This is a genomic window from Actinomyces marseillensis (assembly GCF_900155605.1).
Classification (GTDB): Bacteria; Actinomycetota; Actinomycetes; order Actinomycetales; family Actinomycetaceae; genus Pauljensenia; species Pauljensenia marseillensis.
In genome coordinates, this window is sequence record NZ_LT707420.1 from 1,594,233 (window position 1) to 1,620,361 (window position 26,129).

The 26,129-nt window shown below is 55.4% G+C and carries 23 protein-coding genes, 1 tRNA gene and 1 other RNA gene; 11 read left to right on the plus strand and 14 right to left on the minus strand.

What is annotated here, in order from left to right; translation table 11 throughout:
- Nucleotides 1-41: 41 nt before the first annotated feature.
- Nucleotides 42-391, minus strand: an RNA gene (rnpB, locus tag BQ8011_RS07025) — RNase P RNA component class A.
- Nucleotides 392-434: 43 nt separating this feature from the next.
- On the opposite strand from rnpB, the gene BQ8011_RS07030 reads away from it, so the two are divergent.
- The gene (locus BQ8011_RS07030; protein WP_072455919.1) at nucleotides 435-1,256 is read left to right on the plus strand and encodes a YaaA family protein; all 822 of its coding nucleotides are present in this window, start codon (nucleotides 435-437) and stop codon (nucleotides 1,254-1,256) included.
- A 35-nt stretch (nucleotides 1,257-1,291) separates the two neighbouring features.
- Here BQ8011_RS07030 and BQ8011_RS07035 read toward each other — a convergent pair whose 3' ends face one another.
- Both BQ8011_RS07035 and BQ8011_RS07040 read right to left on the minus strand, forming a co-directional pair.
- The gene (locus tag BQ8011_RS07035; RefSeq protein ID WP_072455921.1) at nucleotides 1,292-2,020 is read right to left on the minus strand and encodes a zinc ribbon domain-containing protein; all 729 of its coding nucleotides are present in this window, start codon (nucleotides 2,018-2,020) and stop codon (nucleotides 1,292-1,294) included.
- On the minus strand, nucleotides 2,017-2,862 hold the full coding sequence (locus BQ8011_RS07040) for a Nif3-like dinuclear metal center hexameric protein (protein ID WP_072455923.1): 846 nt from the start codon (nucleotides 2,860-2,862) through the stop codon (nucleotides 2,017-2,019). The genes BQ8011_RS07035 and BQ8011_RS07040 overlap by 4 nt, the downstream gene beginning before the upstream one ends.
- Before the next feature lie 99 nt (nucleotides 2,863-2,961).
- Here BQ8011_RS07040 and lipB point away from each other — a divergent pair, with 99 nt between their 5' ends.
- From lipB to BQ8011_RS07055, 3 genes are read left to right on the plus strand one after another with little or no spacing between them, the layout of a single operon-like run.
- Nucleotides 2,962-3,693, plus strand: a complete 732-nt coding sequence (lipB, locus tag BQ8011_RS07045; protein ID WP_034501468.1) for a lipoyl(octanoyl) transferase LipB — start codon at nucleotides 2,962-2,964, stop codon at nucleotides 3,691-3,693.
- A complete protein-coding gene (gene lipA, locus BQ8011_RS07050) occupies nucleotides 3,690-4,742 on the plus strand; it encodes a lipoyl synthase (protein ID WP_072455925.1) in 1,053 nt (350 codons plus the stop codon). Before lipB ends, lipA begins: the two co-directional genes overlap by 4 nt.
- Complete coding sequence (locus tag BQ8011_RS07055) at nucleotides 4,739-6,247, plus strand: class I adenylate-forming enzyme family protein (RefSeq protein ID WP_072455927.1); 1,509 nt, start codon at nucleotides 4,739-4,741, stop codon at nucleotides 6,245-6,247. Before lipA ends, BQ8011_RS07055 begins: the two co-directional genes overlap by 4 nt.
- Nucleotides 6,248-6,309: 62 nt before the next feature.
- On the opposite strand, the gene BQ8011_RS09245 is transcribed toward BQ8011_RS07055, so the two are convergent.
- From BQ8011_RS09245 to BQ8011_RS07065, 3 genes are read right to left on the minus strand one after another with little or no spacing between them, the layout of a single operon-like run.
- The gene (locus BQ8011_RS09245) at nucleotides 6,310-6,438 is read right to left on the minus strand and encodes a hypothetical protein (RefSeq protein ID WP_268753778.1); all 129 of its coding nucleotides are present in this window, start codon (nucleotides 6,436-6,438) and stop codon (nucleotides 6,310-6,312) included.
- 42 nt (nucleotides 6,439-6,480) lie between these two features.
- Nucleotides 6,481-7,722, minus strand: a complete 1,242-nt coding sequence (locus tag BQ8011_RS07060; RefSeq protein WP_072455929.1) for a glycoside hydrolase 5 family protein — start codon at nucleotides 7,720-7,722, stop codon at nucleotides 6,481-6,483.
- Between the two features lie 13 nt (nucleotides 7,723-7,735).
- Complete coding sequence (locus BQ8011_RS07065) at nucleotides 7,736-10,786, minus strand: alpha-mannosidase (protein WP_072455931.1); 3,051 nt, start codon at nucleotides 10,784-10,786, stop codon at nucleotides 7,736-7,738.
- A gap of 118 nt (nucleotides 10,787-10,904) precedes the next feature.
- Between BQ8011_RS07065 and BQ8011_RS07070 the strand changes: the two genes are divergently transcribed.
- A complete protein-coding gene (locus tag BQ8011_RS07070; protein WP_072455933.1) occupies nucleotides 10,905-11,915 on the plus strand; it encodes a LacI family DNA-binding transcriptional regulator in 1,011 nt (336 codons plus the stop codon).
- A gap of 102 nt (nucleotides 11,916-12,017) precedes the next feature.
- Entirely contained in the window at nucleotides 12,018-13,418 is a 1,401-nt protein-coding gene (locus BQ8011_RS07075; RefSeq protein ID WP_072455935.1) for an NAD(P)/FAD-dependent oxidoreductase, read from the plus strand.
- A gap of 78 nt (nucleotides 13,419-13,496) precedes the next feature.
- Here the strand turns inward: BQ8011_RS07075 and BQ8011_RS07080 are convergent.
- Together BQ8011_RS07080 and BQ8011_RS07085 are read right to left on the minus strand one after the other, a co-directional pair.
- A tRNA-Val gene (locus tag BQ8011_RS07080) sits at nucleotides 13,497-13,570 on the minus strand.
- A 142-nt stretch (nucleotides 13,571-13,712) separates the two neighbouring features.
- Complete coding sequence (locus BQ8011_RS07085) at nucleotides 13,713-14,111, minus strand: DUF3052 domain-containing protein (protein ID WP_034501667.1); 399 nt, start codon at nucleotides 14,109-14,111, stop codon at nucleotides 13,713-13,715.
- A 278-nt stretch (nucleotides 14,112-14,389) separates the two neighbouring features.
- Here BQ8011_RS07085 and aceE point away from each other — a divergent pair, with 278 nt between their 5' ends.
- The 5 genes from aceE to BQ8011_RS07110 all read left to right on the plus strand — a co-directional run bounded on the left by aceE (nucleotide 14,390) and on the right by BQ8011_RS07110 (nucleotide 20,632).
- Entirely contained in the window at nucleotides 14,390-17,122 is a 2,733-nt protein-coding gene (gene aceE / locus BQ8011_RS07090; RefSeq protein ID WP_072455937.1) for a pyruvate dehydrogenase (acetyl-transferring), homodimeric type, read from the plus strand.
- Nucleotides 17,123-17,416: 294 nt separating this feature from the next.
- Nucleotides 17,417-18,631 carry a hypothetical protein gene (locus tag BQ8011_RS07095; protein ID WP_072455939.1) on the plus strand — a complete coding sequence of 405 codons (1,215 nt, stop codon included), beginning with the start codon at nucleotides 17,417-17,419 and terminating at the stop codon, nucleotides 18,629-18,631.
- Nucleotides 18,632-18,639: 8 nt separating this feature from the next.
- A complete protein-coding gene (locus BQ8011_RS07100) occupies nucleotides 18,640-19,560 on the plus strand; it encodes a hypothetical protein (protein ID WP_072455941.1) in 921 nt (306 codons plus the stop codon).
- On the plus strand, nucleotides 19,557-20,339 hold the full coding sequence (locus BQ8011_RS07105; RefSeq protein WP_072455943.1) for a hypothetical protein: 783 nt from the start codon (nucleotides 19,557-19,559) through the stop codon (nucleotides 20,337-20,339). Before BQ8011_RS07100 ends, BQ8011_RS07105 begins: the two co-directional genes overlap by 4 nt.
- Nucleotides 20,340-20,347: 8 nt before the next feature.
- Nucleotides 20,348-20,632 (plus strand): hypothetical protein, encoded by a 285-nt coding sequence (locus tag BQ8011_RS07110; RefSeq protein WP_072455945.1) that lies wholly within the window; start codon nucleotides 20,348-20,350, stop codon nucleotides 20,630-20,632.
- A gap of 76 nt (nucleotides 20,633-20,708) precedes the next feature.
- On the opposite strand, the gene aspA is transcribed toward BQ8011_RS07110, so the two are convergent.
- From aspA to BQ8011_RS07140, 6 genes are all read right to left on the minus strand, one after another.
- Nucleotides 20,709-22,121 (minus strand): aspartate ammonia-lyase, encoded by a 1,413-nt coding sequence (aspA, locus tag BQ8011_RS07115; protein ID WP_072455947.1) that lies wholly within the window; start codon nucleotides 22,119-22,121, stop codon nucleotides 20,709-20,711.
- A 65-nt stretch (nucleotides 22,122-22,186) separates the two neighbouring features.
- The gene (locus BQ8011_RS07120) at nucleotides 22,187-22,537 is read right to left on the minus strand and encodes a phosphopantetheine-binding protein (protein ID WP_072455949.1); all 351 of its coding nucleotides are present in this window, start codon (nucleotides 22,535-22,537) and stop codon (nucleotides 22,187-22,189) included.
- 3 nt (nucleotides 22,538-22,540) lie between these two features.
- On the minus strand, nucleotides 22,541-23,041 hold the full coding sequence (locus BQ8011_RS07125) for a DUF3145 domain-containing protein (protein WP_072455951.1): 501 nt from the start codon (nucleotides 23,039-23,041) through the stop codon (nucleotides 22,541-22,543).
- 151 nt (nucleotides 23,042-23,192) lie between these two features.
- On the minus strand, nucleotides 23,193-23,684 hold the full coding sequence (def, locus tag BQ8011_RS07130) for a peptide deformylase (protein WP_072455953.1): 492 nt from the start codon (nucleotides 23,682-23,684) through the stop codon (nucleotides 23,193-23,195).
- Nucleotides 23,685-23,689: 5 nt separating this feature from the next.
- Nucleotides 23,690-25,495 carry a proline--tRNA ligase gene (locus BQ8011_RS07135; RefSeq protein ID WP_072455955.1) on the minus strand — a complete coding sequence of 602 codons (1,806 nt, stop codon included), beginning with the start codon at nucleotides 25,493-25,495 and terminating at the stop codon, nucleotides 23,690-23,692.
- A gap of 66 nt (nucleotides 25,496-25,561) precedes the next feature.
- On the minus strand, nucleotides 25,562-26,071 hold the full coding sequence (locus BQ8011_RS07140; protein ID WP_072457731.1) for a hypothetical protein: 510 nt from the start codon (nucleotides 26,069-26,071) through the stop codon (nucleotides 25,562-25,564).
- Between the last annotated feature and the right edge of the window lie 58 nt (nucleotides 26,072-26,129).

Here is a 26,129-nt window from a genome sequence, read left to right on the forward strand (position 1 = left end):
AATTTTGAGGGCCGCTTGGATTACCAAGCGGCCCTCAAGTGCATTCGAGTCAGCCTGTACGCCGGGTTTTGTCCTACTTCCGTAGTGGCGACCATCTATCTAGGACCACCGTTGCCGATGGCCTCAAGCAACCTACCCGCAGACATCGAACGGGCAATTCTTTACGTCTGCTGCTCGGTCTTGCTCCGGATGGGGTTTACCAAGCCGATGCGGTCACCCGCAACGCTGGTGAGCTCTTACCTCACCTTTTCACCCTTACTGCTTACGCAGCGGTTTCTTTTCTGTGGCACTTTCCCGCGGGTCACCCCGGGTGGCTGTTAGCCACCATCCTGCCCTGTGGAGCCCGGACGTTCCTCGAGACTTAAAGTCGCGCGGCCGCCCAGCCAACTCGTATGCACAGGGAAGTTTAGCGCGTTTATCACTAGTGTGGAGTCGTGGATATCTGGTTACCGCCCTCAGAAGGCAAGAATGCACCCAGCGATGGCCCCAATCTGAACCTCGATTCGCTGTCGTTTCCGATCTTGAATTCAACTCGCGCGGAAATAATAAACGCTTGTGCTCGAATCACCGAGCCCCAAACAGCGCAGCGCGTCTTCAATATTGGCGCGAAGCACGAAGTAGAACTTGCTGCCAATCGTGCTCTCATGAGCCAACCATGCGCCCCAGCGTCAACTGTATTTACTGGTGTGCTTTACGAAGCCCTTCGCGAGCACAACCCAACAATCTGGGAAGGACCAGAAGCCCGACGCATCCTCATCTTTTCGGGAATCTTTGGAGTGCTTCGCGCTGAGGACATGATTCCTCTCCACCGCCTTGCAATGGGTGCGGCCTTACCTCCGCTCGGAAAAATCTCCTCCCTGTGGCGCCGAGTTCTCAACGAAGAACTGAAGGATCACTATGCTGGGCACACAATCCTTGACTGCCGCTCTAGTGACTACAAGAATGCTTGTACGGCTCAGTGGGCGCATCTGTGGGATGTCCGCGTTGAGCGCGAAAAAGACGGGAAACGAAGCGTTGTCTCGCACAATGCGAAGAAGTGGCGTGGAATCCTCGCTGCCGCACTTGCCCCCGTTGCCTCCGCCATCACTCAGGAAATAGAACTTAAAGAAGCCCTCCACGACATCATTCCCAGGATTCACACTTGCGATGCACGCGGAGTGACAAGCCGCGTGAAGGCGATCGAAGTGTCGCCACCGCGCTCAACTCGACTCCGCGGAAGTACACGCACTCTGACTCTGATCACCGCTGAGAAATAAAAGAAAGGCCCCGCATCGCGGGGCCTTTCTTTGTTTTAGCTTCGGGTCCGAACGACAATCTGTCCGGTATCTTCCGCGAAGTACAGTTCGTCGCTGGGGGTCAGGCGGATACGCTCGAGTTCCATCGGGGAAAGCTCAGCAAAGCCCATAGCGTTACCGTCGCGTACCTCGATCACTGCAAGGGCACCGTTCTTGTCACGCGCGGCCTCGTATTCTTCAAGAAGAGCAGCATCAATCTGAGCGGCGCGCTCACGACGCTGCGCAATCACGCTGCGAAGTTCATCATCAAGTTCGGCGGTTTCTTCAAGGAAACGAGCCTTCGTCGATTCAATATCAGCTTCAATTGCTTCTGCTTCGGCGTTCATCTGAGTTTGAGCGTTTCTTGCCGCATCGGTTCGTTCCTCTGCGGAAAGTTGGTCTTCCTCGAGGCGCTTGATGCGCTCGTCCATCTGCGCGATCTCGTGCTGCATGGAATTAATATCACGCAAGGGAACCTGGTTCTTTTCGATTCTCTCGCTTTGACGATCGCGGCGTTGGCGCACGCGTTCAATCTCTTCTTCGATGCGTCTGCTCTCACGCTCACAGTCTGAAATCACAGCGCTTTGCGACACTGCTGCACGGCGCAGATCAGCAAGACGAGCAGCCAGTTCGCGCACAGTTTCATGTGCGGGATGGGCTTGACGACGGTGGCGGAGCGAAGATTCCTTCTGGTCGAGCTTTTGCAGCTCGAGTAAGACCAATTGCTGGGGGTGAGGCGCTTTCACAGGTAACTTCCCTCCGTATTCAAATGAACGTTCCACGGCTCTGTCACAATGGTAGAGACTTTCACCTCACAGGTGATAGCTGATCGGCGTGCTTCTTCCCTCAATTTGCGAGCAAGTACCGGCATCCACAGTGTCTCCGTTGCCCAGTGGCTTGCACAAATTAGGCCGCAATGCCCTTCTTCGAGGAATTCGCTGGCGGGGTGATGGCGCAGATCGGCGGTGATAAAGACATCTGCCCCGCTGGTAAGGACTAGGTCAAGTAGGCTATCTCCCGCTCCCGGGCTCGCCGCAACTCGGTGAATTGTCGCGTCAAGATCACCGCCGACGAGTAGTCCTGTTGGGCCTGCTGGTAAGGCTTGTGCAACAACACGCGCGAACTCCCGTAGGCTCATCGGAGAAACAGTACCAATACGCCCGAGCCCGATTATGTGCCCCTGATCATTCGTCCCTTCGGGGGCTAAAACTTTGGTGTCCTTCAGACCGATGACGTCTGCACAGGCCTGCGCCACCCCGTCGATTGCAACGTCCCCGTTGGTGTGCGCGTTAAAAAGAGCGATACGGGAACGATTGAGAGTGGCGACCATTCGCCCTTTCGCGCTTTCTTCCGAAAGGAACGACGCTCCCCTGAGGAGGAGCGGGTGATGGGTGATGACCATGTCAGCGCCCCACTGACATGCCTCATCAACCACTGCTTGCGTGGGATCTAATGCCAGAAGCACTTTGTGAACCGGTGCCTGAGGCGCGCCGGTAATGAGTCCAACTTTGTCCCACCCATGCGCCGTCGAGGGCGGATACCACTGATTCATCAGCATTCGTATGCTGTCAACGGTCCATTGCGTCATGGCTTCAGTCTAACCGGATGCATGATAGGTCACAGCAGTGGGACGAATGTCCCACTCTAAGCTCAGGAAATGCACCTAGCACGCCTCTAAAATCGAAGAGTGCGGATTTTGAATCTCATCCCCAGTGGACTGACTGATTACTCCGCCGTGAACGACTACCAGCATGCGCTTCATGACCAGGTCGCCCGCGGCGAGGCGGAAGACACCCTGATCGTCGGCGAGTTTGCCCCGGCATGGACAGCAGGACGCCATACAAAACCCCAAGATATTCCCGATTCAACGCTGCCCGTCATCCACGTTGATCGTGCGGGTTCTGCGACATGGCATGGTCCCGGGCAAGTCGTTATTTACCCGATCGTGCGCCTTCGTCAGCCCGTCGATCTATACGCGTGGATTCGCAGCGTTGAAAATGGTGTCCTTGAGACTCTGCGCGAAGAATGGGGACTTCCCGTAGAACGCATTGAAGGCCGCGCAGGGGTATGGCTTCGCGGCGACCAAGGCCGCGACCGAAAGATTTGTGCAATCGGTTTGAAGGTCGCACGAGGCGCGACCATGCACGGGATTGCTCTTAATGTCGATATCGACCCCCAGTATGCCTTCAGCGGCATTATTCCCTGCGGCCTGACCGACGCAGACGTTGCTTCCCTGTCATGGGAAGGAATCTCCAGCGATGTGACCCAGGCCGCTCAGCTTTTGGTCCCGCACATGATCGCATCGATTACCCCTCAGCTTCACTCAGCTCCAGAGCCGCTCCACTGGGAAACTGCCCCCATCGGCGCATTCGCACCGGCGGCCTCGGCAATGGAAAATTCGGAAGGACGCACCCAATGAGCACTCTCCCCGATCCCGAGGGACGCAAGCTTTTGCGCGTAGAGGTTCGTAACGCGCAAACTCCCATCGAGAATAAGCCCGAGTGGATTCGTACGACCGCACGCGCGGGTGAAAACTACCAGGACATGCGTTCTCTTGCTCGCGGCGCAGGGCTGCACACCGTATGCGCAGAAGCTGGATGCCCGAACATCTACGAATGCTGGGAAGACCGTGAAGCAACTTTTCTCTTGGGTGGTGCAATCTGCACGCGAAGGTGCGATTTTTGCGATATTGCAACTGGGCGTCCCACGGAATACGACCAAGACGAACCCAGGCGCATCGCCGAGTCGGTCGCTCAAATGGGACTTCGCTACGCGACGATCACCGGCGTCACCCGCGACGACCTCCCCGATGGCGCGGCTTGGCTCTATGCAGAAACCACACGCCAAATCCGCCAAAAGAGCCCGGGAACAGGAGTTGAACTTCTCGTCGACGATTTCCGAGGCAGCGCTGAGTCCATCGATATGGTTATCGAAGCCGCTCCCCAGGTCTTCGCACACAACCTTGAGACGGTCCCGCGAATCTTCAAGAAGATTCGCCCAGCCTTCCGTTACGAGCGTTCACTCGCAATGATTAAACGCGCACACGACGGTGGAATGGTCACGAAATCTAACCTGATTTTGGGCATGGGCGAAACCCGCGAGGAAATTCTTGAAGCCATGCGCGCCCTGCACGAGTCCGGCTGCGATCTGCTGACTCTCACACAGTATCTGCGCCCTTCTCCCCTGCATCATCCAATTGACCGTTGGGTGCATCCCGAAGAGTTCATCGAGCTTTCTGCCGAGGCCGAGGCCATGGGCTTCGCCGGGGTCATGGCCGGCCCCCTCGTGCGTTCTTCCTATCGCGCGGGATTGCTGTGGGCAAAGGGAATGCGCGCCCGAGGCTTCGAAATTCCGGAAGAACTCGCACACATCGAGAACTCCGGTTCGACCTTGCAGGAAGCTGGATCGGTCCTTGAGCGTCTGAAGAAACGCCAAGAACTTCACCGCCAGATGACCGGCGCTCGATGAACACCGGGTGTCAGGCGGAAGTATTGCCCGATCTCTCGCCTGCCCACGCGCTGCTGTCTGCAGCCCATCAGCATCCAGACCGACTCAGCCTGATCGATGCTGAAAGCGCACGCACGTTTACTCTTGCGCAGAGCGCCAGCTGCGTTCGCAGGCTTGCTTGGTATTTCACGACTCTGGGGCTGAATGCGGGTGATCGCATCGTTGTATGCGCTCCCAATAGCGTGTGGCATTTTCTGATTCACGCCGCCGCTTCGTGGATTCATGCGGTGTCTGTTCCTATTTCGCCTCTCCTCCCCGAGGCAGTGCGCATGCGCCTGTATGACGAAGTCGCACCTGCGCTCATTATCGGTCCCCGAAGCGGCAGGCCTCACACAAGCAATTTACTGGCATCTTTGTCTTTTGAGGAGCTCGATACCCTCTCGCGTGAAGCCGGTAGCCAGTGCCCAGCGGATTTCTCCCCTCTCCCATGCCATGATGAGACTGCCGCTTTAGTTTTCACCTCCGGCACCTCAGGGAAGATGCGAGCAGCTCAGCTCACTCATGCGAACCTGTGGTGGGCTTCTCAGTGCTTTAGGGATGGGTTCGAATACTGTCCCGGATCAGCGGTTTGTGGGGTAGTCGCGCCGCTATCTCATATCGGTGGTTTCAACGGCACCTCGATGGATATCTTTACTCACGGAGGAACCCTCGTCGTCTTCGCCTCTTTCGACCCGCTCGAAGTGGCTCGCGGCATCGAGAAATGGCGTATCTCGATCATGTTTGCGGTACCCGCTATGTGCCATATGCTCGTGCAGGCCGCACGCGAGGCCACAATCGATCTGTCCTCGTGGACCCGCCCTCTGGTCGGCGGAGATGCCATGGGGGCATCACTTTTTGACGAAATGTCACGCATGGGCCTGTCCCCCATTCATGTGTGGGGAATGACTGAGCTAGGAGGCGCCGGAACATTCTTGAGTCCCGAGCGCTGGCCTGCTCACCCGGGTGCGATTGGTTTCCCCTTCCCCTATATCCAGTGCCGTCTCCGTGATGCGCAGGGCAACCTCATTACCGAGGCCGGACAGGCCGGGATCATTGAAGTACGCGGCCCGGGAGTTGCCTCGCGTTATTGGGGTGAAGAAGAACGCGAGAATGAGTGGTTTTCCTCCTCAGACATCGCCGTTTTCGATGAGGAGCATTGCATGCATATGATCGGCCGTTCCTCACGGGTTATCAATACGGGTGGAGAGCTTGTCTCCCCCGCGCACGTTGAAGAAGCTCTTCGCGCATTGGACTGTGTGGCTGATGCCTGCGTTGTCGGTCTCGATGATGAACGATGGGGACAAATCGTTGCAGCGGCGCTCGTTCCGGCGATTCATGAAGAGCCCTCCCTCAAAGAAGTGAGGAATCTAGTCAAAGATTCTTTGGCGCCTTGGCAGCATCCTCGCAGTATCCGCTGGGTTGAGGCTCTCCCGAAGACAACGACAGGGAAAGTGGATTTCTCTCAGGTTCAAGCCCTATTTGCATAGAGAAGCGGGGCATGAGCTTGTGGCCCACACACCGCGGCAAACACATCGCAAGAAAGACTTTCTTAGCCCTTTGAAGAAGAACTTTTAAGCATATGCGAAGAGGAGCTTGCTCCGGAACCGCCGGAGCAAGCAGCCAAGCTGAATGCCGCATTCAAGGCGATGGCAGTCAGGAAAGTATGCGACTGACGCATAGTCTTCTCCTTCGAAGAAACTACTTTGAGAACGCGTAGGTTTTAAGAGTCCCCCGTAGAGAGGAAAGCTTCTTTTCTTCTATTCCCGTGATCACCATGTGGAAAATAACGAGAACGGTCCAATTCGATGCAACGAACGTCTCCTGCCAAGGCAAGCTCCATCCATCGGTCGAAATACTCGTGCCGAGCATCGGTATCGACGCGCGTCCATTCCTGTGCAGTTAGTAGGAGGGACGAACGCTGCTCACCCTGAACTCGCAGATCCGCCCAACGCTGAGCAGCACGATGGAAGGCCTCTCCGATTGGTTTCGGATTCCCGTCTTGTCCCAGCAGCCCCAAGGAATACTCGATGTCCGGAAAGTCGGATAGTTCACGGGAGACATCGTGAGAGCACCACCAAGTGACTGCTTCAAGGCCAGGGGATATTCCCCCGCCTCGCTCTCCCATGAGAATTTCAAGGGTCTCCATGAGGAACTGCGGGGCCTGGTCTTGGTCCACATAGTTCTCAGGAGCACCGATTTCTTGAAGCCATACTCCTCTGCCCGGATCCTCGCTCCACGCGGCGGCAAGCTCACACAAATATCTGGCAAACCAGACAAGCTGTGGAGCTTGTTTTCCAAGCCGTGGTCCGATGCGCCCGAAGATCCATGAGTGCACAGTGGTGAGGTCACCTACGGTAGTTGCGCACGCAGGAGTAAAAGGCTGATCGTCTTCAAACCACAGGTCATCATCATGACTGTGAGTGTGAATCCCGTGCGGCCACTCCTGTTTTGCCGTTTCAAGAATTCCCCTAAGCCACTGCATCGCGTCATCTTCGCTCACCTCGTGCGCGAAAGGATGGCGCGATGCAGCAAATTGGAAGAACTCGTTGCCCACAGATAGCCCAGCTGCGGCAGGAATCCCACGTAACGCCCGCGCCATTTCAGCGACCAGATTCCGCTGTGCTGAGACGACATCGGGATCGATGAAGAGGTTGCGGCGATGCCACGACGTGACCCACGAGGGAAGGAAATCGAAGGACGACAAATGTCCTTGAAGAACATCGACCGTCACTTCGAGTCCGCACTCCCCCGCGATTTCAACCGTTCTCACAACATCGCCAATTGCCCGATGTCGGATAAGGGTGCGATTGGGCTGCAGAAGTGGCCACAGCGGGAAGATCCGAACGTGGTCGGCACCGATGGCGCGGATGGCATGGAAGTCATCACGCACGGCCTCGGCATCAAAATCCAGCCACGAATGGAACCATCCCCGCCGCGGGGTGTAATTCACACCAAACTTCATCGTTTCTTTCTCTTCACTTGGTGAAGGAAAGTCGAAGCGTCGTGATCTGGAAAGCGGACAAATCGAAGGACCACTGTCCATCGCCACCGCGAAGATGCGGTTCGTCCTCGCTGGGGCGGTAGCGCAGATCGCAGGCGGTCACTGAGGTTGCCTCGGGCGCAGTCAAGGTCACCTGTGAAGGACCACCCTGGGCCTCGTAGACGCGAAGGACGAGGTCTCCGGAGCGATCAGGAGCCATCGCAACGGACTCAACCACTGCACCAGTGATGGAGAAGGGTGCTTCGAAGGGAAGACCGCTGACCTCACGCTCACGCAGGTTGAGCTGTTGACCAGCTGCAACGGCATCAAGAACTGAGGCGTCAGGAACAATTCGGAAGTTCCACTCGTGGTGTCCTTGATCCTGCTGAGGATCGGGGAAGCGCGCTGACTTCACGAGGGTTGCACGGACCTGCGACCAGGTACCACGACGATCGCTCTGGTGGCGTGTAACGTCCCATCCGTAGGTTGAATCATTCGCGATTGCCCACGAACGCGATGCATTTTCCAAGCGCACCCAGCGGTGTGCCGAGACCTCGAAACGGTAGGCATCCCAGGACGTGTTTTCATGGGTTGCACGCGTGATGTAGCCCATCTGAGTTTCGTACTGAGCGTGGTCCGTGTGGATCTCTACCGGGATAGCTAGCTTGAGCAGCTTCTCATGCTCGTGCCAGTCAGCTTCAACGTGAACGTCGATTCCCACGGCCCCAGATCGGAAGATCCACACGAGTTCCATCGTGGAGGAATCAACACGAGCGTGTGTGTGGATTTCAATTCGATCGTGCTCCACAACAACGTTGCTCACTGAGCGATCAGAAACAACGCGCAGGGAATTACGGTAGAAGGGATCTAGATCCCAGGCATCCCACATATTCGGGAAGTCCTGATGAATGTGGAATTCGCCAGCTTTTTGCCCTGCGGGGATCCACTCGCGACCGCTAGTGTTTTCGCGCAGCGACGTCAGCTCACCGCTGCTTGAGATGCGAGCCTTGTAGAAGGAGTTCGTAACCTCGTAGCCGTCCTCTACTTGGAGGAGGTGTACTCCCGCGCTGTCTTTTTCTTCGCATGCAACGCCCGCAGACAGCGGGGCAACTCCGTGGAGCGGGAAGGACGAGGCATTGGCGAGCAAAGCGCGCGCCTGGCCAGTTTCCTGGGTGCCCGTGAGCGCTGTTAGAGCCTGCTGAATGAGGGCATCGCATCCGTCCTGGATCTTCTGGTGCAGTTCGCGAACCTCACGGTAGACCCAAGCGATCGACGTTCCGGGAAGAATGTCGTGGAACTGGCACAGCAAGAGCGTGCGCCAGTAGGAACGCAGTTCTTCGTAGGGGTACTCCATGAGCCCCTTAACGGCTGCATAGGAGCACCACAATTCGGTTTCACGCAGGATGGATTCGCCGCGACGGTTACCCTGCTTGACATCGATCTGAGAGGTGAAGGTTCCTCGGTGAAGTTCCAAGTACAGCTCACCCACCCACACGGGGATCTGATCAGCATCTTCACGTGCACGGTCAAAGAACTGCTTCGGAGTTTCCATGACCACTTCGGGAGCCCCGCGAAGAGAGCTAAAACGATCGATGCGCTCAAGCATTTCACGGGTGGGGCCGCCGCCGCCATCACCGTAGCCGAAGGGCATGAGCGAGACGCTTGCGTGACCCTTGTCCTTAAAATTCTCGACAGCGTGGGTCAAGTTCTGACCTGTCACTTCTGCACCGTAAGTGTCCATAGGCGGGAAGTGCGTGAAGATTCGTGAACCGTCAATGCCTTCCCACAGCAAAGTGTGGTGCGGGAAAGTGTTGACTTGGTTCCACGAGATCTTCTGAGTCAGGAAGCGCTCGATTCCAGCTTCACGCGCGATCTGTGGGAGGGCTGCGGAATACCCGAAGGAGTCAGGCAGCCAGATTTCCTGGCAAGATGCGCCGAGTTCATTTTCAAAGAAGTCCAAGCCTTCTACGAGCTGGCGGCACATGGCCTCGCCACCGGGAAGAACGGCATCGGGTTCAACCCACATTCCGCCGACAGGAACGATGCGTCCCTTTGCAACAAGGTCACGAACTCGTTCGAAGAGTTCTGGGTCGTCTTCCTTGAGCCAGGCTGCATGTTGGGCAGCAGGAAGAGCAAAGATCAAGGATGAGCCGTCCTCGATGAGACGAACGACGTTGGCAAGAGTGCGATTCACCTTGCGGCGGGTTTCGCGCAGTGGCCACAACCATGCGGAGTCGATGTGCGCATGCCCAACAGCGCTGATTCGGTGAGCACCGGGAAGTGCCGGCGCCTCCATGAAAGGCTTGAGGACTTCTCGCGCCGCACCTGCAGTGGAAACAACATCATCCAGGTCGAGGCAGTCCAGAGCACGGTTCAATCCAAAGAGAAGGTTCCACTCGTAATCGCCAAAGTGAGGCGCAGCCTCGATCATCTCGTGGAGTACTTGAATATCAAGGGCGAGTCCGTAGACGTCCTTATTCACAATGACGAGGTCTGCCTGACGGAAGTGGTAGAGCTCCTCATGAGAAGCGGTGAGTTTGTCCCCGTTCAAAGTCGGCTGGAAGGGAGGAACTCCGAGGATCAGGGGGTTTGCAGCAGCTTCCACGACAAAGTCGATTGTTGATCCAGGAGTTTGAGCTACCGGAAGCCAACGGCTACGCGGGTTCAGGGCCTTAATGGTCTTTCCATTCACATCGCGCACAAGTGCTTCGGCGTGGAAACCGACAAAGTGTTCTTCAAAGCCGAGGTCAACGCGTACTTCAAGACGCTGCTCCTCGGTGAGGCTGAGGTCGGTCGGAACTTGTCCGTGAAGCTTGAACCAGGTGGTCTGCCACGCTCCACCCCATGTCTGTCCAAGTTCGAAGGGAACAAAGTTTGCTTGAAGGGCTTCCTTAAAGCGAACTGGTTCAGAAATCACTCCGTCTTCTAGGGGTTGACGCCATTGACTGACGTCGAGCGAAGACACTGTTGTGTACTCGAAAGGAAGGATGCGTTCCTTGAGCGTACGAGTGACACGCTGCATCAGGATTTCTTTATTGTCGTGCATCACGACTCCGTTTCTGCCTTACCGCTGCTTTGCGGCTCTGATCACAGATTAACAACTAATTCGGTTTAGCTCCTGCTAAACTCATAACAATCCGATCACACCTTAAGGGAGTTTCGCAATGGCGCGTTTAACAATCCGTGATATCGCCCGCGAAGCAGGGGTTTCCCGAGCAGCAGTCTCCTTTGCCCTCAACGATCGCCCCGGCGTATCGCCGAGTACCCGAGCAAAAATTCTTGAAATCGCAGCCCGAATGGGATGGCGACCAAACGCAACCGCGCGAGCACTGTCATCCTCGCGATCCAACGCCATCGGCCTCGTCCTTCAAAGACCACGCGTCAATAACTCATCCGAAAGGTTCTTCTTCGACTTCATCACCGGAATCCAAGACGGACTAGACAACACTGGCATCGACCTGCTTCTCCACCTCTCACACTCAATGGAGGAAGAACTTCGAGCCTATCAGGAGTGGTGGGTACAGGGCCGCGTCGACGGCGTCATCGTTGTTGATCCTCGAGATGGTGACCCACGCCCCCAAAAACTCAATGAGTATTCTCTACCCACCGTTGTCATTGGCCAGAAATTTGACCAATGCGGCGCGGTCATTGGTGACGATGAACAAATGATTCGCCTACTCGCCGAACACCTCTTTGAGCAGGGATGCCGACACATCGCCTTCGTGTGCGGCTCTAGCTCTTTTTCTCACATCCAGCAGCGCATCGCCACGCTGCAGCGCCTCGCTCACGAACGAGGAGCACGGGTTACTATCTCGCCCGAAAACGAATTTTCCGAGGCCTCGGCACTGGAAGCGACGCGAGCGCTCCTCGAAGCTCCCTCCATGCCCGAGGGGATCATTTTCGCGAACGAGATCCTCACGCTAGGGGGTTTCCAAGCCATCGCTCAGAGCGGACTGAAGATCGGAGAGGACATTAAAATCTGTTCCTGCGAAGACTCCCCGATGCTCAGCATGTTTTCTCCCGCAGTTACCGCAATTTCACGAAACCCGGCGACGATGGGATATGCGGGCGCCCAGCTTCTGTTGGAACAGCTGCGGGGCGAAGAAGCTCGGACAGCCTCTGATCAAGACCCTCAGTTGGTGGCGCGAGCATCAACCCTGTCTTCTCACAACTAGAAGCGCGAGAAGACCAGAGAGTATAAGAAGCACCACGCGTCCGTCTCTAGCACAGCATTTCACATTTTAGTAAGATCGACCTTACCTAATTAAGGAAGGTCAATGTCTCGTCATCACATCGTCATTATCGGTTCCGGTTTCGCTGGGCTCACCGCCGCACGTCGCCTTAAGCATGCGGATGCGGATATCACGCTTTTAGCACGAACCTCCCACCACCTTTTCCAGCCGCTCCTCTACCAAGTTGCAACAGGAATTTTGTCAGAGGGAGATATTGCCCCCACGACCCGCGAAATCTTACGCAAGCAGAAGAATGTTCGCGTGTTACAGGCTTTGGTCGAAGATATTGACGTCGAGAACCGCATCGTTCGGTGGCGTAACCACAACGAATACAACGAAACTTCCTACGACACTCTCCTTGTCGCAGCGGGCGCTGGACAGTCCTACTTCGGTAATGACCACTTTGCCGTGTTTGCACCAGGAATGAAGACTATCGATGATGCGCTCGAACTGCGCGCGCGCATTTTTAGCGCTTTCGAACAGGCAGAGATCGCCACAGATCCAGCCGAAATTCAACGACTGCTTACTTTTGTTGTCGTTGGTGCAGGTCCTACTGGTGTTGAAATGGCCGGCCAAATCCGAGAACTTGCTTCGAAAACTCTCAAGGGCGAATTCCGCCAAATTGATCCCACGCAGGCTCGCGTGATCCTCGTCGACGGAGCCCCCTATCCCCTACCGCCCTTTGGAGAAAAACTCGGGCAGAAAACTCGAAGCGAGCTTGAGAAGCTCGGCGTCGAGATGAAGATGGATGCCTTTGTGACGAATGTCGATGCAGATGGCGTCACATTGAAGTACAAGTCCGGGGAAGAAGAAACGATCGAATCCGTCTGCAAGGTCTGGGCGGCAGGTGTGTCCGCGAGTCCCTTGGGAGCTCAACTTGCCAAGGCGACAGGTGCCCAAGTTGATCGCTCAGGACGCGTCGAAGTCAACAAGGACCTTACCCTTCCCAACCACCCCGAAATTTTCGTCCTTGGTGACATGATGGCTTTCCCGGGTGTTCCGGGAGTTGCTCAGGGCGCCATTCAATCGGCGCGTTTCGCTGCAGACACCGTACGAGCACGCCTAGCCGGTCGCGCGCCCAAGCGCACAGAGTTCTCCTATTTCGACAAGGGTTCAATGGCGACGATCGCACGTTTCAAAGCGGTCGTCAAAATGGGCAAGGTGAGTCTGACCGGTTTTACAGCATGGGTTTCATGGTGCTTCCTCCACCTGCTCTATATCGTCGGATTCAAGTCCCAAGTAGGCACCCTGGTCAATTGGTTCTTCAGTTTCCTCTCCGGAGCACGCTCACAAAGGACCACAACAAACCAGCAACTCGTCGCACGCCTCGCAATGGAACAGCTTGGAAGTGGCGTATCTGGAAAGCTGGTGGCCGGTGAGGACGTCGTGGAGGAACTGGTTCATTCTGCTCAAGACGAGCACAGCGAATCTGAGCCGCAATCCTAGGTCTGCGCGCAAGAGGTTCTCTTGCATCGCAATACATGAAAGGACCGGAAGCATTCGCTTCCGGTCCTTCTCATTGAGTGGGCCCTACCGGGCTCGAACCGATGACCTTCTGGGTGTAAACCAGATGCTCTAGCCAACTGAGCTAAAGGCCCAAAGCGCGCCCAGTGTTGAACGCACCAGTACAGCATAGAGTACAAGCAGCTATTACTTGGAATCAGATGCTGTGAGATTCATTGCGCGCATGTCAAACCTGCGGCACGCACTGCCTTGCCGAGACAGTATCGCGCGAAATCCTCAGCGGGTCCTTGAACGAGCAGTAAGACGAATCCCTGCCCATTCCGGCGCAAGCGCACTTGCAGAAGTCGCGTGAAGACCGGCTGTATGTGCAGCCTCTTCAACATCGGAAACAGGAACTGCACCAGGACGGCCCGGCTTGGGAATAAGCACCCAAATCAAGCCACCGTCATCAAGATTCGACATGGCATCGACCAGGAGATCGGCAAGATCTTCTTCTTCAGCGTCTTCCGCGCGCCACCACACGATTGTTCCGTCAACGACATCTTCGTAGTCGGGATCAACTAGCTCGTTGCCGCATTCCTCCTCAGCGAGTTGGCGCAAGCTCTGATCCGCATCATCGTCGAGATAAAACTCTTGAATAATCTGGCCCTTTGTGAACCCTAGTTTGACACTCACCGGAGTTCCCCTTTGAGCCACGACATTGTCAGTGTTTCTTCGCTTATCACGGGTCTTATCGTAATGCACTCAGAGCAATAATTTTCTCTTTCTCCATTTTCCGGTCATTTTCCCAGTGTCACGGAAATTATCACCGCAACAAATGAGGCAAGAATCATGGGCCAGAAGTCCTATTCTCGCTCGCTTTTTCTGTCCCGAGGGACGAAAATAGACCCGTAACCACGAGGGCGTGTCCGATAAAACGCTTCCATTAACCAACCAGAGGAGTTCGAGATCAAGTGAGCGAGAACCATCCCGTTGTCAACGGCCTATTGAGCCAGGTTCCCGATAACGACCCTGCTGAAACCTCCGAATGGGTCGAATCCCTAAGTGGTCTCATCGAGGAAAAGGGCGGTCCGCGCGCACGCTACATCCTGCTGCACATGCTGGATGAGGCAAGGCGCCAGGGCATTCAGCTCCCCCAGGAATACACGACTCCCTACGTCAACACCATCCCCGTTGACCAGGAACCTTACTTCCCCGGCGACGAGGCCATGGAGCGCCAGTACCGCCGCTGGATCCGTTGGAATGCAGCCGTTCAAGTGACGCGCGCACAGCGCCCCGGCGTCAAGGTTGGCGGACACATCTCCTCCTACGCCTCGGTCTCCACTCTTTATGAAGTCGGCTTGAACCACTTCTTCCGCGGAAAGGACCACCCCGGCGGCGGCGACCACGTGTTCTTCCAAGGCCACGCCTCCCCCGGCCCCTACGCCCGCGCCTTCATCGAGGGACGTCTCTCCGAAGAACAGATGGACGGTTTCCGCCAGCAAGTTTCCACCGCGCACGGCCTGCCCTCCTACCCGCACCCGCGTCAGCTCCCCGAGTTCTGGGAATTCCCGACGGTGTCGCTGGGTCTTGGCCCTGCCGAGGCCATCTACCAGGCATGGTTCGACAAGTACCTTCACCTGCGCGGCATCAAGGACACCTCGCTCCAGCACACCTGGGCTTTCATTGGCGATGGTGAAATGGACGAACCCGAGTCTCGCGGCATGCTCCAGCTGGCAGCCCAGCAGGGCTTGGACAATCTGACCTTCGTCATCAACTGCAACCTGCAGCGTCTGGACGGCCCGGTCCGCGGTAATGGCAAGATCATTCAGGAACTGGAAGCCTTCTTCAAGGGCGCCGGCTGGAACGTCATCAAGGTGATTTGGGGCCGCGGATGGGATCAGCTGCTCGCTTCCGACAAGGACGATGCCCTTGTTCACTTGATGAATGAAACGCTTGACGGCGACTACCAGACCTTCAAGGCTAACGACGGCGCCTACATCCGTGAGCACTTCTTCGGACGCGACCCGCGTACCAAGGCTATGGTTCAAAACTGGACCGACGACCAGATTTGGGCACTGCAGCGCGGCGGCCACGACTACCGCAAGGTCTACGCTGCATACAAGGCCGCGATGGAACACACCGGTCAGCCCACCGTCATCCTTGCACACACCATTAAGGGCTACGCTCTGGGCAGTCACTTCGCTGGTCGCAATTCGACGCACCAGATGAAGAAGCTGACCTTGGAAGACGCAAAGCAGCTTCGTGATCGTCTGCAAATCCCCATCACAGATGAGGAACTCGAACGCGATCCCTACATGCCCCCCTACTACATGCCGCCGGCAGATCACCCGGCTCTGCTCTACATGAAGGAGCTTCGCGAAAAGCTGGGCGGCTGGGTGCCCGAGCGTCGAGACCACCAGCCTAAGCTCCCCGAGCTTCCCGTTAAGCCTTTCGAGGCTCTTTCCAAGGGCTCAGGCAAGCTTGAGGTGGCAACGACCATGGCTTTGGTCCGCCTCATTAAGGATCTCATCAAGGATAAGAATGTCGGCAAGTACTTCGTGCCGATCATTCCCGATGAGGCTCGCACCTTCGGTCTGGATGCGATCTTCCCCTCGGCGAAGATCTTTAATACGACGGGGCAGGCATACACTCCGGTTGATGCGGACATGATGCTCTCCTATCGTGAATCCGAGCAGGGCCAGGTTCTGCACACCGGTATCACCGAGGCCGGAAGTGCCGCAGCCTTCCAGGTAGTCGGTACCGCATACGCGACTCATAACCTCCCCATGGTCCCCTTCTACATCTTCTACTCGATGTTTGGTTTCCAACGTACAGGCGATCAGTTCTGGGCTGCCGGCGACCAACTTTCGAAGGGCTTCGTCATTGGCGCAACTGCTGGTCGCACCACCCTGACGGGTGAAGGCCTCCAGCACATGGATGGCAATTCTCAGGTGCTTGCGGCGACGAACCACGCCTTCGTGTGTTACGACCCCGCTTATGCCTACGAATTGCGCCACATCATGAGCGATGGCCTGGAGCGCATGTACGGTGATGCAGGCGGACGCGACCCGAATGTCATGTACTACCTGACCGTCTACAACGAGCCGATCCACCAGCCTGCGGAGCCGGAGAACCTGGACGTTAACGGTCTAATCAAGGGAATCTACCGCTTGGATGACCACCAGAACTTCGGCGGCCCCAAGGCACAGCTCCTTGCCTCCGGTGTCGGTGTTCCGTGGGCACGTGAGGCCCGCGAACTGCTCGCCCGCGATTGGGGCGTTGACGCTGCGGTATGGTCGGTCACCTCGTGGACAGAGCTGCGTCGCGAGGCCTTGGAGGCGGAAGAATTCAACTTCCTCCACCCAAGTGAAGCGGCACGCACCCCCTTCATTTCCTCTCAGTTGCAGGGAAGTGAAGGACCCTTCGTCGCTTCCTCTGACTTCGATCGTATGCTCCCTGACCAGATCCGTCAGTGGGTCCCCGGCGACTACCACGTGCTGGGCGCGGATGGTTTTGGCTTCTCGGATACCCGCCGTGCTGCGCGCCGTTGGTTCCATATCGACGCTGAGTCGATGACTGTTCGAGTCCTCAAGGCTCTGGCTGACCGCGGACAGATTGATCGCTCCCTCGTCCAAGAGGCAATCGATCGCTACCAGCTGTTCAACTACTCGATCTCCGGAAACGATCACGCTGGCGACGAGTAAAAACTGCTAAGCCTGCGTAACGACAAGTGCAGGAAAAGCTCAGTGGGTGGTGAGGTTCTGAGAATCTCACCACCCACTTTTCATTGCGTTTTCAATGCAACACAGACTAAAAAGCAGGAATCCGAAAGTTGAAACTGCTTGCCTGCGTCCACTCTCAGGCGTAGTGTCTGTTGCATAAACAGCGATACACCGTGTCAGCGGCGATGTGGAGGCAAGTGGCGTGTTACCTGATTCTGCAGTGCTTACCCCCCTCAGCCTTACTGTATTGGAACTCCGCAATCAAGCTATGACAGTGTGAAGACGATTTCATGGACCTTTGCGATTGACGTCGACGGCTTGTTTGCAGCTGATCAGCAATTTCAGACAATGATCAGTCAGCTTCGAAACTCGGCTCAAGACGCCCACGACGCACGACACCTCATCGAATCACAGGTCGCGTCATGTGTCCCCCAGGCTGCAGAGGATCTGAAAAAACTTGAAAACAGCGCACTGGACACCGTCAAACTTTTAGAGCTGCTACGGGGGACTCTATCTACGTACGCTTGGGCAGTCCAAAAAGTCCGCGATAGTTTTCGATCGATAAGAGAAGACGCAAGAAAAGCTGGGCTAACAGTGAGTGAATGCGGCGAAAGTGCTTTCATTCATCTATCAGAACAGCAGCGCGATTCCCATTCGGCACTTTTTTCTTCTCTCAGCAAACGATGCTCGTGGACGAAGAACAACTTAGAATCAGCAAACCACGAGTTTGCGACTGATCTTTCGAAATTAGACACCAGCGACATCGAACGAATCCTGGGGAGTTTAGTAAAGCGCTTCCGTGATAAGTTCCTCCCTCCGCAGGGCTATCACGCTGAGTGGAAGATGCCAAAGTACTTACAAGGCCTTGTAACCGATGGAGTTAAAACGTTCCACGGCGCATACTTGTTTAATAAAAATGCGATTTTTTCTCCTAATGAGGACTACGTCCATCTGAACTCCTGGCGCAGGTTCAGAGAGCGCGGAAAACTCAGCAACTGGAAACCAACCCGCGGCCGGCACGTTCACCAGGCTCGGCACAGCCCTAGGGTGCCCGAAGGAGCAAAGCCAGGACTCATGGCACGCAACAGTGGAGAGGTTACCCAAGCAATTCGTGTTGATGGAGAAGCTCCTTCTGTCCTTAAGAACGTATCTAAACTTGAGTCTGGAGCGAAACTTTTAGGTGGAGGTGTGGCCATCGCAGGAGGCGGGCTAAGCGCCTTGGAGTCCTATCAGTCTGATACCTACCACCACCCTGAAATGGGCGAAGGAACAAAAATCGCACGTGCCGGAATTAAAGGAAGTCTCAGTGCTGCGGGCGGATGGGGAGGCGCAGTGCTAGGCGCAAAAGTTGGGGCGGCAGTCGGAGCCTCGCTAGGCCCTCTCGGAATTGTTGCAGGAAGTATAGTTGGTGGTGTTCTAGGCGGGTGGCTAGGAGGCAGCATCGGCGACGGTAGCGCAACACTTTTCAACAGTTACGCGCTGTCCTCTTAGGGAGAACTATGGATTCAAGCATTCTTTTTACTGCTTTAGGTCTTCCTTTTGGCTGTTTGGGACTGTACGTCTGGTACATCGAGACATATACGGACACCCCATTGGCCCAGTTTTGGCGGGCATACGGTAAGGCGAATGCGCCACGGCGCGTCAACGAAATTGCCATTCCGTTGTGGATGCTTTGCATGATCTCAGCTTCTCTCTTGCTGTTTTCTATAAAGATCGCTCTGCCACAGCACATCCAATCGGTTTTTGCTGGAAGTATTCCTTTCTTCCTCATGCTCAGCATCGTCTTTTTATTGCCGATTCCAATTCCGCACCTAGTGGACCAACAATGGCAGTGGCACAAGCGCCAAGGTTTTCTCGACGAAAATCGCCAAATCATCGCGCCTACACCGAGTCTGGTCAATAATTTGACATTCACGTTTGGAGATATCTCAATGTCTTTAACCGCGACAATGGAACTCCCCGACACATGGAGGGCGTTATCTCTCCCGAATCCGAAGGCGATACTCACTCCGCAGATTCCGCCAATAGTTAACGCGACCTCCGCGCACCCCCGTTCCCCGTTAGATGATGCTCTCTTTGTTGCAGTCGGAATTCCGGAAAAGACGTCAGGCTTCCGACCGAATTTCATCGTGACCATCGATTTAATGGGGAAAAGCCCGATACCCCTCGATGATATTATTCCCGGCTGGATGACTATCGAAGAGACACGTTTTCCGATCCCAAGTGATGACACACTAATGACTACCGGCCTTTACGTTGACGAAGGACTCTCCTACACAGCGATCCAGTGGACCTGGACTCAGACAGTTAGTAACAGAACTGTCCGCCTCTATGCGACAGCAACCGCAACAACGACTTCAATTAATTCAATCGCTGATCAACTTCCCCGGATGCTCGAGACTTTGCAGGTGATTCCATGAATACAAAAGATCGCCCCACAATTTCAATTCCGACTTGCCTCACAGAAGCCTTTCGCACTGCGGCTCTCGAGTCAGGAAATGGCGAAAGGGTATGGTTAGAAGCTGAAAAAGCGGCTGGACAGCGCGTTGAATCCGTTTTTTCTGCAGGCTGCCTGACCGAGGATGCACTGAATCTGTTTGTCCCTATCCAGAAGAGCACTCATCCGATCACTATTTATTCACTCTCACCTCATTACACACCCAACGTAATACGTCAGCTCTGTATTTTTCAGGCCCCGGTTTCGACAACAGTTTTGCGCTCCGTCGGAGAAGAAAGTCATATCTATCTGATCGATACAGAAGAAACCCCCCACGTCTTACTGGCAAACTCACCGATCTTCACTCGTGAGAACGATTTCGACGCTCCAAGATACATTCAGTCGCAGGCAGTTGACGCACTCAGTAGAGGTGATATCGAAGAAGCCAAAGGACTGCTCATAGATCGGACGACTCGATATATGAATCCAAGGTTTCACCGGGAAATTGAGGAAGATAACTGGGAATATTCGGCGTGGACTCGATGGAAGCGCGTTGCCAGCCGCTATGAGCCAATTTCCAGCATCGCAACGCTATCAACTCCTTCGGCAAGCTACAAGATCGCAACCTCACGTGTGCCATCCAGCTACCTCGCTCCGCCCTGCATGGTTCGTAAACAAAGTTCAGATCCGGCACGAGTTGGGCTCGAGGGCTACTACCAAACGATGCTCTGGTGCGAGCTCGCCAACTACTTCAACCTCTAGGAGGTAAGGTGTCTCAGGATATCGAATGGCATCCAGAATACGTGGCTCAAGCTGCGAAAAAAGCTGATGACTCTGGAGAAAGCGCGGCAAAAACACGACTCTCATCTATCCCAGCTGCTGGCAGCAGCCAGGAAATACTCGATTCATTGATTGGTGAAATGAACAATCTAGCCGATCAGATAGCATTCGCTGCTGCAGGTATATCGCATGCGGTGACAGAGGTAAATCAAGCATTTATCCGCGTTGAAGCAGACAATCAGGACATAGCCAAATCGGCAATTCTTTCATCCTGAAATAACCACTAATTTGCGAGCCCACCTAGTTTAGGTCGAGAGAGCTAATCTCCCGATTCCAAACTAAGCAAGAAGATCAATCGACCTGTGCGCCTCGGTAATGAGGGTTCGCAAGGTTTTCTGGCGAAAGAATCGCCTCGACCTCTTCATCCGAAAGCAATCCCATCTCGGCAATCACTTCGCGAACGGTCTTCCCCTCTGCAGCAGCGCGCTTACCCACAACATCACCAAGGTGGTGCCCGATCACATCATTGAAGTACGTAACAATACCAATAGAGTTCTCAACGTAGGAGCGGCAGACCTCGGCATTTGCCGTGATTCCATTAACGCAGCGCTCACGAAGAGTGTCACATGCGTTGACCAGAAGATCGATAGATTCAAAGATCGCCTGAGCGATGACCGGTTCCATCACGTTGAGTTGCAGCTGGCCAGCTTCAGCAGCCATCGTGACAGTCTGGTCATTTCCGATGACCTTGAAGCAGACCTGATTGACGACCTCGGGAATGATGGGATTGACCTTCGCGGGCATGATGGATGAACCTGCTGCCATTTCTGGAAGGTTAATCTCGTTCAGTCCTGCGCGCGGACCGGAGGCAAGCAAGCGCAAGTCATTGCAAATCTTCGAGAGCTTGACCGCGGTACGCTTGATCGCTGCGTGCATCGAAACGTAAGCGCCAGTATCTGACGTTGCCTCAACCAAGTGCGTTGCTGCCTTCACCCGAGCCCCGCTGATCTGAGCCAAGTGACGCACGACTGCTTCTTGGTAACCCGCAGGAGTATTAAGCCCCGTACCAATAGCCGTTGCACCCAGGTTCGTTTCAAGAAGCAACTCCGAGTTCGCCTCGAGGCGCGGGTCTTCCTCACGCAAGGTCACTGCAAAGGCGGTCATCTCTTGGCCAAGAGTCATGGGAACAGCATCCTGAAGCTGCGTACGACCCATGGTGAGAATGTCGTGGAATTCTTCTCCCTTTGCGTCAAAAGCTGCTGCGAGATCTTCGATAGCAATGCGCAGCCTCTCGACTTTACCGTGCAAAGCCAGACGGAACGCCGTTGGATAGGCATCGTTGGTGGACTGCGAGTGGTTGACGTGGTCGTTGGGATTGATGACCGAGTATTCCCCCCGGGGCAACCCCATCATTTCGAGTGCGCGGTTGGCGATGACTTCGTTCGCGTTCATATTCACGCTTGTCCCCGCACCACCTTGGAACTGATCGATTGGGAATTGGTCCATGCACGAGCCATTCGTCAAGATGTCATCGCATGCGGCAACAATCGCATCAGCAGACTTTGCGCTAATCACTCGCAATTCGCGGTTCGCCAGTGCACAGGCTTTCTTCACTTGGACGATGGCACGAATCAGTTCAGGAACTTGATTGATACTGCGGCCGCTGATCTGATAGTTCTCAAGAGCTCGCAGGGTATGAATCCCCCAATATGCATCATCAGGAACCTCACGCGTGCCCAGCAGATCTTCTTCGATACGTGCCACCTGTTATCTCCTTGATTCAGTGCGTCAGCTATGGCTCTCTTTGATTTTAGGACACGAATTGAGAACTAGTGAGTCAGCTCACCGACGCTGGCGAAGATATCCCCAAAACTGTGCCAATCAGCAATGACGGCATCCTCAATGCTGATGTTCAGTTCATGTTCAATTGCCGTGACAACCGCATAGAGAGAAAGAGTATCGAAGTCGAGCTCCTCCAATGAAAGGCCATCGTGAAGTTGAGATGCCTCCGCAGAAGTATGTGCACACACGGCATTGATGACGACCTCGCGAGCATGCGCACTTCTTTCTTCCTGCGCTTTCTCGCGTGCCCCCTCGATCGCGTCTACGGGAGTATTTTCGACATTCGAGGCCAATGCTTGACCGAGTGCATCTCCTAGGAGATCGCCAATGGTCCCCATCGGTCAGCCCACTCGATTCAGCCAGCGCACGGGAGCCCCCGCACCAGCATGACGGAAGGGTTCAAGTTCATCGTCCCATGCCTGTCCAAGAGCAAGATCTAGCCCTTCACGCAGTTCCTCGTAGGAAGTGGCGTTTTCAATTGCAGCGCGAACACGATCCTCAGGAACGACAACATTGCCCACGCTATCCATTTGGGCATGGAAGATTCCCAAAGACGGCGTGTGAGACCACCGGCCAGCATCGCATGACGGGCTTGCTTCTTCGGTAACTTCGTAGCGCAGGTGTTCCCAACCGCGAAGTGCAGAAGCGAGTCGGGCTCCAGATCCGGTGCTTCCTACCCACGAGTATTCGCTCCTGAGCATCCCGGGAGCAGCTTCTTGTGGAGTCCACTGCAAATGAACCTCAGTTCCCAAGGCAGCACCAACGGCCCACTCAATGTGCGGACAAAGAGCAGGCGGGGTTGAGTGTACGAAAAGTACACCGCGGGTATAGGTCCCTCGCATTGTGGCCTCCTGTGTTTGAGGATCGTCTTCCCCTACGTCCTCTTCTATCAATGCCACAAACAAACGGTGTGAAGCTATTCTAACCTAAAAACTGCGGCGGATCCTAGAGGATCCGCCGCAGTTGCGTGTGATTGATGCTCACATATTGTTCTTAGTAGTTCTGCTCGCGAATCTCGCGCAGCGCGCGCTTGCGAGTCTTACGATCCAAGCGATCAATGTAGAGCATGCCGTCCAAGTGATCACATTCGTGTTGAAGACAACGAGCCATAAGCTCCTCGCCTTCAACGACAACAGGCTTACCATCCAAATCGATGCCCTCCACACGCGCATACCATGCACGCTGAGTGGGGAACCACAACTGCGGTACAGATAGGCAACCCTCATCCCCGTCTTGATACTCATCTTCACTGAGTTCAACGATCCGGGGATTGAGCACATAGCCGATTTCGCCATCGATATTGTAGGAAAAGGCGCGCAGCCCAACACCGATCTGGTTCGCAGCCAAACCAGCGCGACCATCCATATCCACAGTTTCGAGGAGATCTTCAACCAGAGACTTCACGCTCTGATCAATATCGCGAATGGGATCACAGGGAGTACGCAGGACCGGATCGCCGATCACTCGAATCTCGCGAAGAGCCATTTACTTCACCTTCCCAAAAGATCACGATGGATCTGCTCAATACGCTCCACCGCAGACTCGACCGGAACTTCAAAAGACTCCCCGCTCGCGCGCAGGCGAATCTCGACCTTACCTTCAGCAAGGCCTCGTCCAACGACGACCGAAACCGGGATACCCACGAGCTCCGCGTCCGCGAACTTCACACCTGCGGAAACCTTACGACGATCATCAAAAAGGACGTCCAAACCATCGCGGTCCAAGGCCGCGGAAATCGATGCCGCAGTATCGAAAATCTCGTCCGTCTTACCCGTGGCCAGGACGTGTACATCGAAGGGAGCGATATTCGCGGGCCATGCCAGACCACGCTCATCACTATTGGTTTCTGCAAGCGCAGCCAGAACACGAGAAACACCGATTCCATAGGAACCCATGGTGACGACCTGGCTCTTACCGTTCTCGTCAAGCACCGTCAGTCCCAAGGACTTCGCATACTTGCGTCCCAGCTGGAAGATATGGCCGACCTCGATGCCACGTTCCAGGTGCAGAGGACCAGAGCCGTCGGGAGCAAGATCCCCCTCACGGACTTCAGCAGCCTCAATCGTGCCATCAGCCGTAAAATCACGACCCATGGTCAACCAATAGACGTGCTTACCGGGAGTATTCGCACCCGCAATCCACGTCGTTCCATCAACAACGCGAGGATCAACAAGGAAACGGATCCCGCCAACCGGGTTGCCGTCTTCATCCAGATGACGCGCGGGAGAGTTCGGACCAGCGGCCATAGGACCGATGTAGCCCGGAACCAACTCGGGGTACTTTGCCAAGTCTTCCGGGGTCGACATTTCCACCTCAGCGGGAGCAACCGAAGCCTCGAGGCGCTTCATGTCAACGTCACGATCCCCAGGAACGCCGAGCAGCACAACCTCGCGCTCCCCATCGGGATGGGTCAAGGTCACCACAAAGCTCTTCAACGTATCCGAGGCCTGCCACGGACGATCCTCACGCGGATAGAGCTCGTTCGAGCGCTCCACCAGAGCATCGATCGTCGGTGCGTTGGGCGTCTCACGCATTTCAACCGCAGGAATACCGTCGAAAGGAATCGGCTCCGGCGCGGGGGTCACCACGGCCTCGGCATTAGCGGCGTAGCCACCCGGGGAACGCACGAAAGTATCCTCACCGATCGGGCTGGGGTGGAGGAATTCCTCGGAACGAGAGCCGCCCATCGCACCAGACATCGCCGAGACGATGACGTAATCCAAGCCCAGACGCTTAAAGATACGCTCGTAGGTATCGCGTTCATTCTGATAGGAAACATCCAGCCCAGCATCGTCGATATCGAAGGAGTACGCATCCTTCATGACAAACTCACGGCCACGGATCAGACCCGCGCGCGGACGCGCTTCATCGCGATACTTCGTCTGGATCTGGTAGATGGTCAAAGGAAGATCCTTGTAGGAGGAATACTGATCCTTCACCAGGAGGGTAAACATCTCCTCGTGGGTCGGGGCCAGCAGGTAGTCCCCGCCCTTACGATCCTGAAGCTTGAACAGCGTGGGTCCATACTCGTCCCAGCGATGTGTTTCCTTGTAGGGATCCGCCGGCAGAAGCGCAGGAAGATGAACTTCCTGAGCGCCCATCGCATCCATCTCTTCACGAACGATGTCTTCAACCTTACGCAACAGGCGCAGGCCCAAAGGAAGCCACGTGTAGATACCAGGAGCTGTACGACGAATGTAGCCAGCACGGACAAGGAGCTTATGCGAAATTACCTCGGCATCAGCCGGGTCTTCACGCAAAGTACGCAGAAAAAAAGAGGAAAGAGTTCTTAACACACCTCAATCCTAAAGCACGGCGGGCACAGGCACGAAGCCTGCACCCGCCGTGGCATATTGTTCAGCTCACAAAGCCTCTGCTGCTTCCTTCAAATCACGCAGCATCGACATGGTGGAATACGACTCAGCGCACACTCCAGCCCACAGGCGCCACACAGGAACAGACTCAGATGCCTGATGACGCTCACGCAGGTGCAGGCGAGTACGATCGTTGGCCTCGGGAAGAAGAGCGAAAGTACAGGTACCGGTGTAGTCCTCAACCTGGTCTTCCCACTCAACGTTGCTTCCGGGGGCAGGAACGCGAATAACCAAGCAATCGTTTTCCTGGCGGATCAGCACACGACCGTCTTCATCCTCTTCAAAAGCAGCGTCCAAAACTTCCCAGACGCGCGTCGGAAGAGCATCGATAACGACCGAGCGGTCGACGACGACATCAGCGTTGGGCAGCTCAAGGTCTCCAGGCAGAGAAACCGCGGCCTCGGAACGGGTCAATCCGATACGGCGCGGGAAACCCGTCGCGCAGATCGCACCCGCACACCCCAGCACACCCAGAGCCAATACGTGACGAATCTTCATAACAATCCCCTTCATTAAAGCGGTAGTAGCAATTGTTTTCTTAGTAGTGAAGGATACG

Coding starts and splice junctions, on each gene's coding strand:
- BQ8011_RS07140 (WP_072457731.1), bottom strand. CDS start 26,071: ATGAAGATTCGTCACGTATTGGCTCTGGGTGTGCTGGGGTGTGCGGGT.
- BQ8011_RS07075 (WP_072455935.1), top strand. CDS start 12,018: ATGTCTCGTCATCACATCGTCATTATCGGTTCCGGTTTCGCTGGGCTC.
- BQ8011_RS07120 (WP_072455949.1), bottom strand. CDS start 22,537: ATGGGGACCATTGGCGATCTCCTAGGAGATGCACTCGGTCAAGCATTG.
- lipA (WP_072455925.1), top strand. CDS start 3,690: ATGAGCACTCTCCCCGATCCCGAGGGACGCAAGCTTTTGCGCGTAGAG.
- BQ8011_RS07070 (WP_072455933.1), top strand. CDS start 10,905: ATGGCGCGTTTAACAATCCGTGATATCGCCCGCGAAGCAGGGGTTTCC.
- BQ8011_RS07055 (WP_072455927.1), top strand. CDS start 4,739: ATGAACACCGGGTGTCAGGCGGAAGTATTGCCCGATCTCTCGCCTGCC.
- BQ8011_RS07040 (WP_072455923.1), bottom strand. CDS start 2,862: ATGACGCAATGGACCGTTGACAGCATACGAATGCTGATGAATCAGTGG.
- BQ8011_RS09245 (WP_268753778.1), bottom strand. CDS start 6,438: ATGCGTCAGTCGCATACTTTCCTGACTGCCATCGCCTTGAATGCGGCA.
- BQ8011_RS07060 (WP_072455929.1), bottom strand. CDS start 7,722: ATGAAGTTTGGTGTGAATTACACCCCGCGGCGGGGATGGTTCCATTCG.
- BQ8011_RS07125 (WP_072455951.1), bottom strand. CDS start 23,041: ATGCGAGGGACCTATACCCGCGGTGTACTTTTCGTACACTCAACCCCG.
- BQ8011_RS07100 (WP_072455941.1), top strand. CDS start 18,640: ATGGATTCAAGCATTCTTTTTACTGCTTTAGGTCTTCCTTTTGGCTGT.
- BQ8011_RS07105 (WP_072455943.1), top strand. CDS start 19,557: ATGAATACAAAAGATCGCCCCACAATTTCAATTCCGACTTGCCTCACA.
- def (WP_072455953.1), bottom strand. CDS start 23,684: ATGGCTCTTCGCGAGATTCGAGTGATCGGCGATCCGGTCCTGCGTACT.
- BQ8011_RS07065 (WP_072455931.1), bottom strand. CDS start 10,786: ATGCACGACAATAAAGAAATCCTGATGCAGCGTGTCACTCGTACGCTC.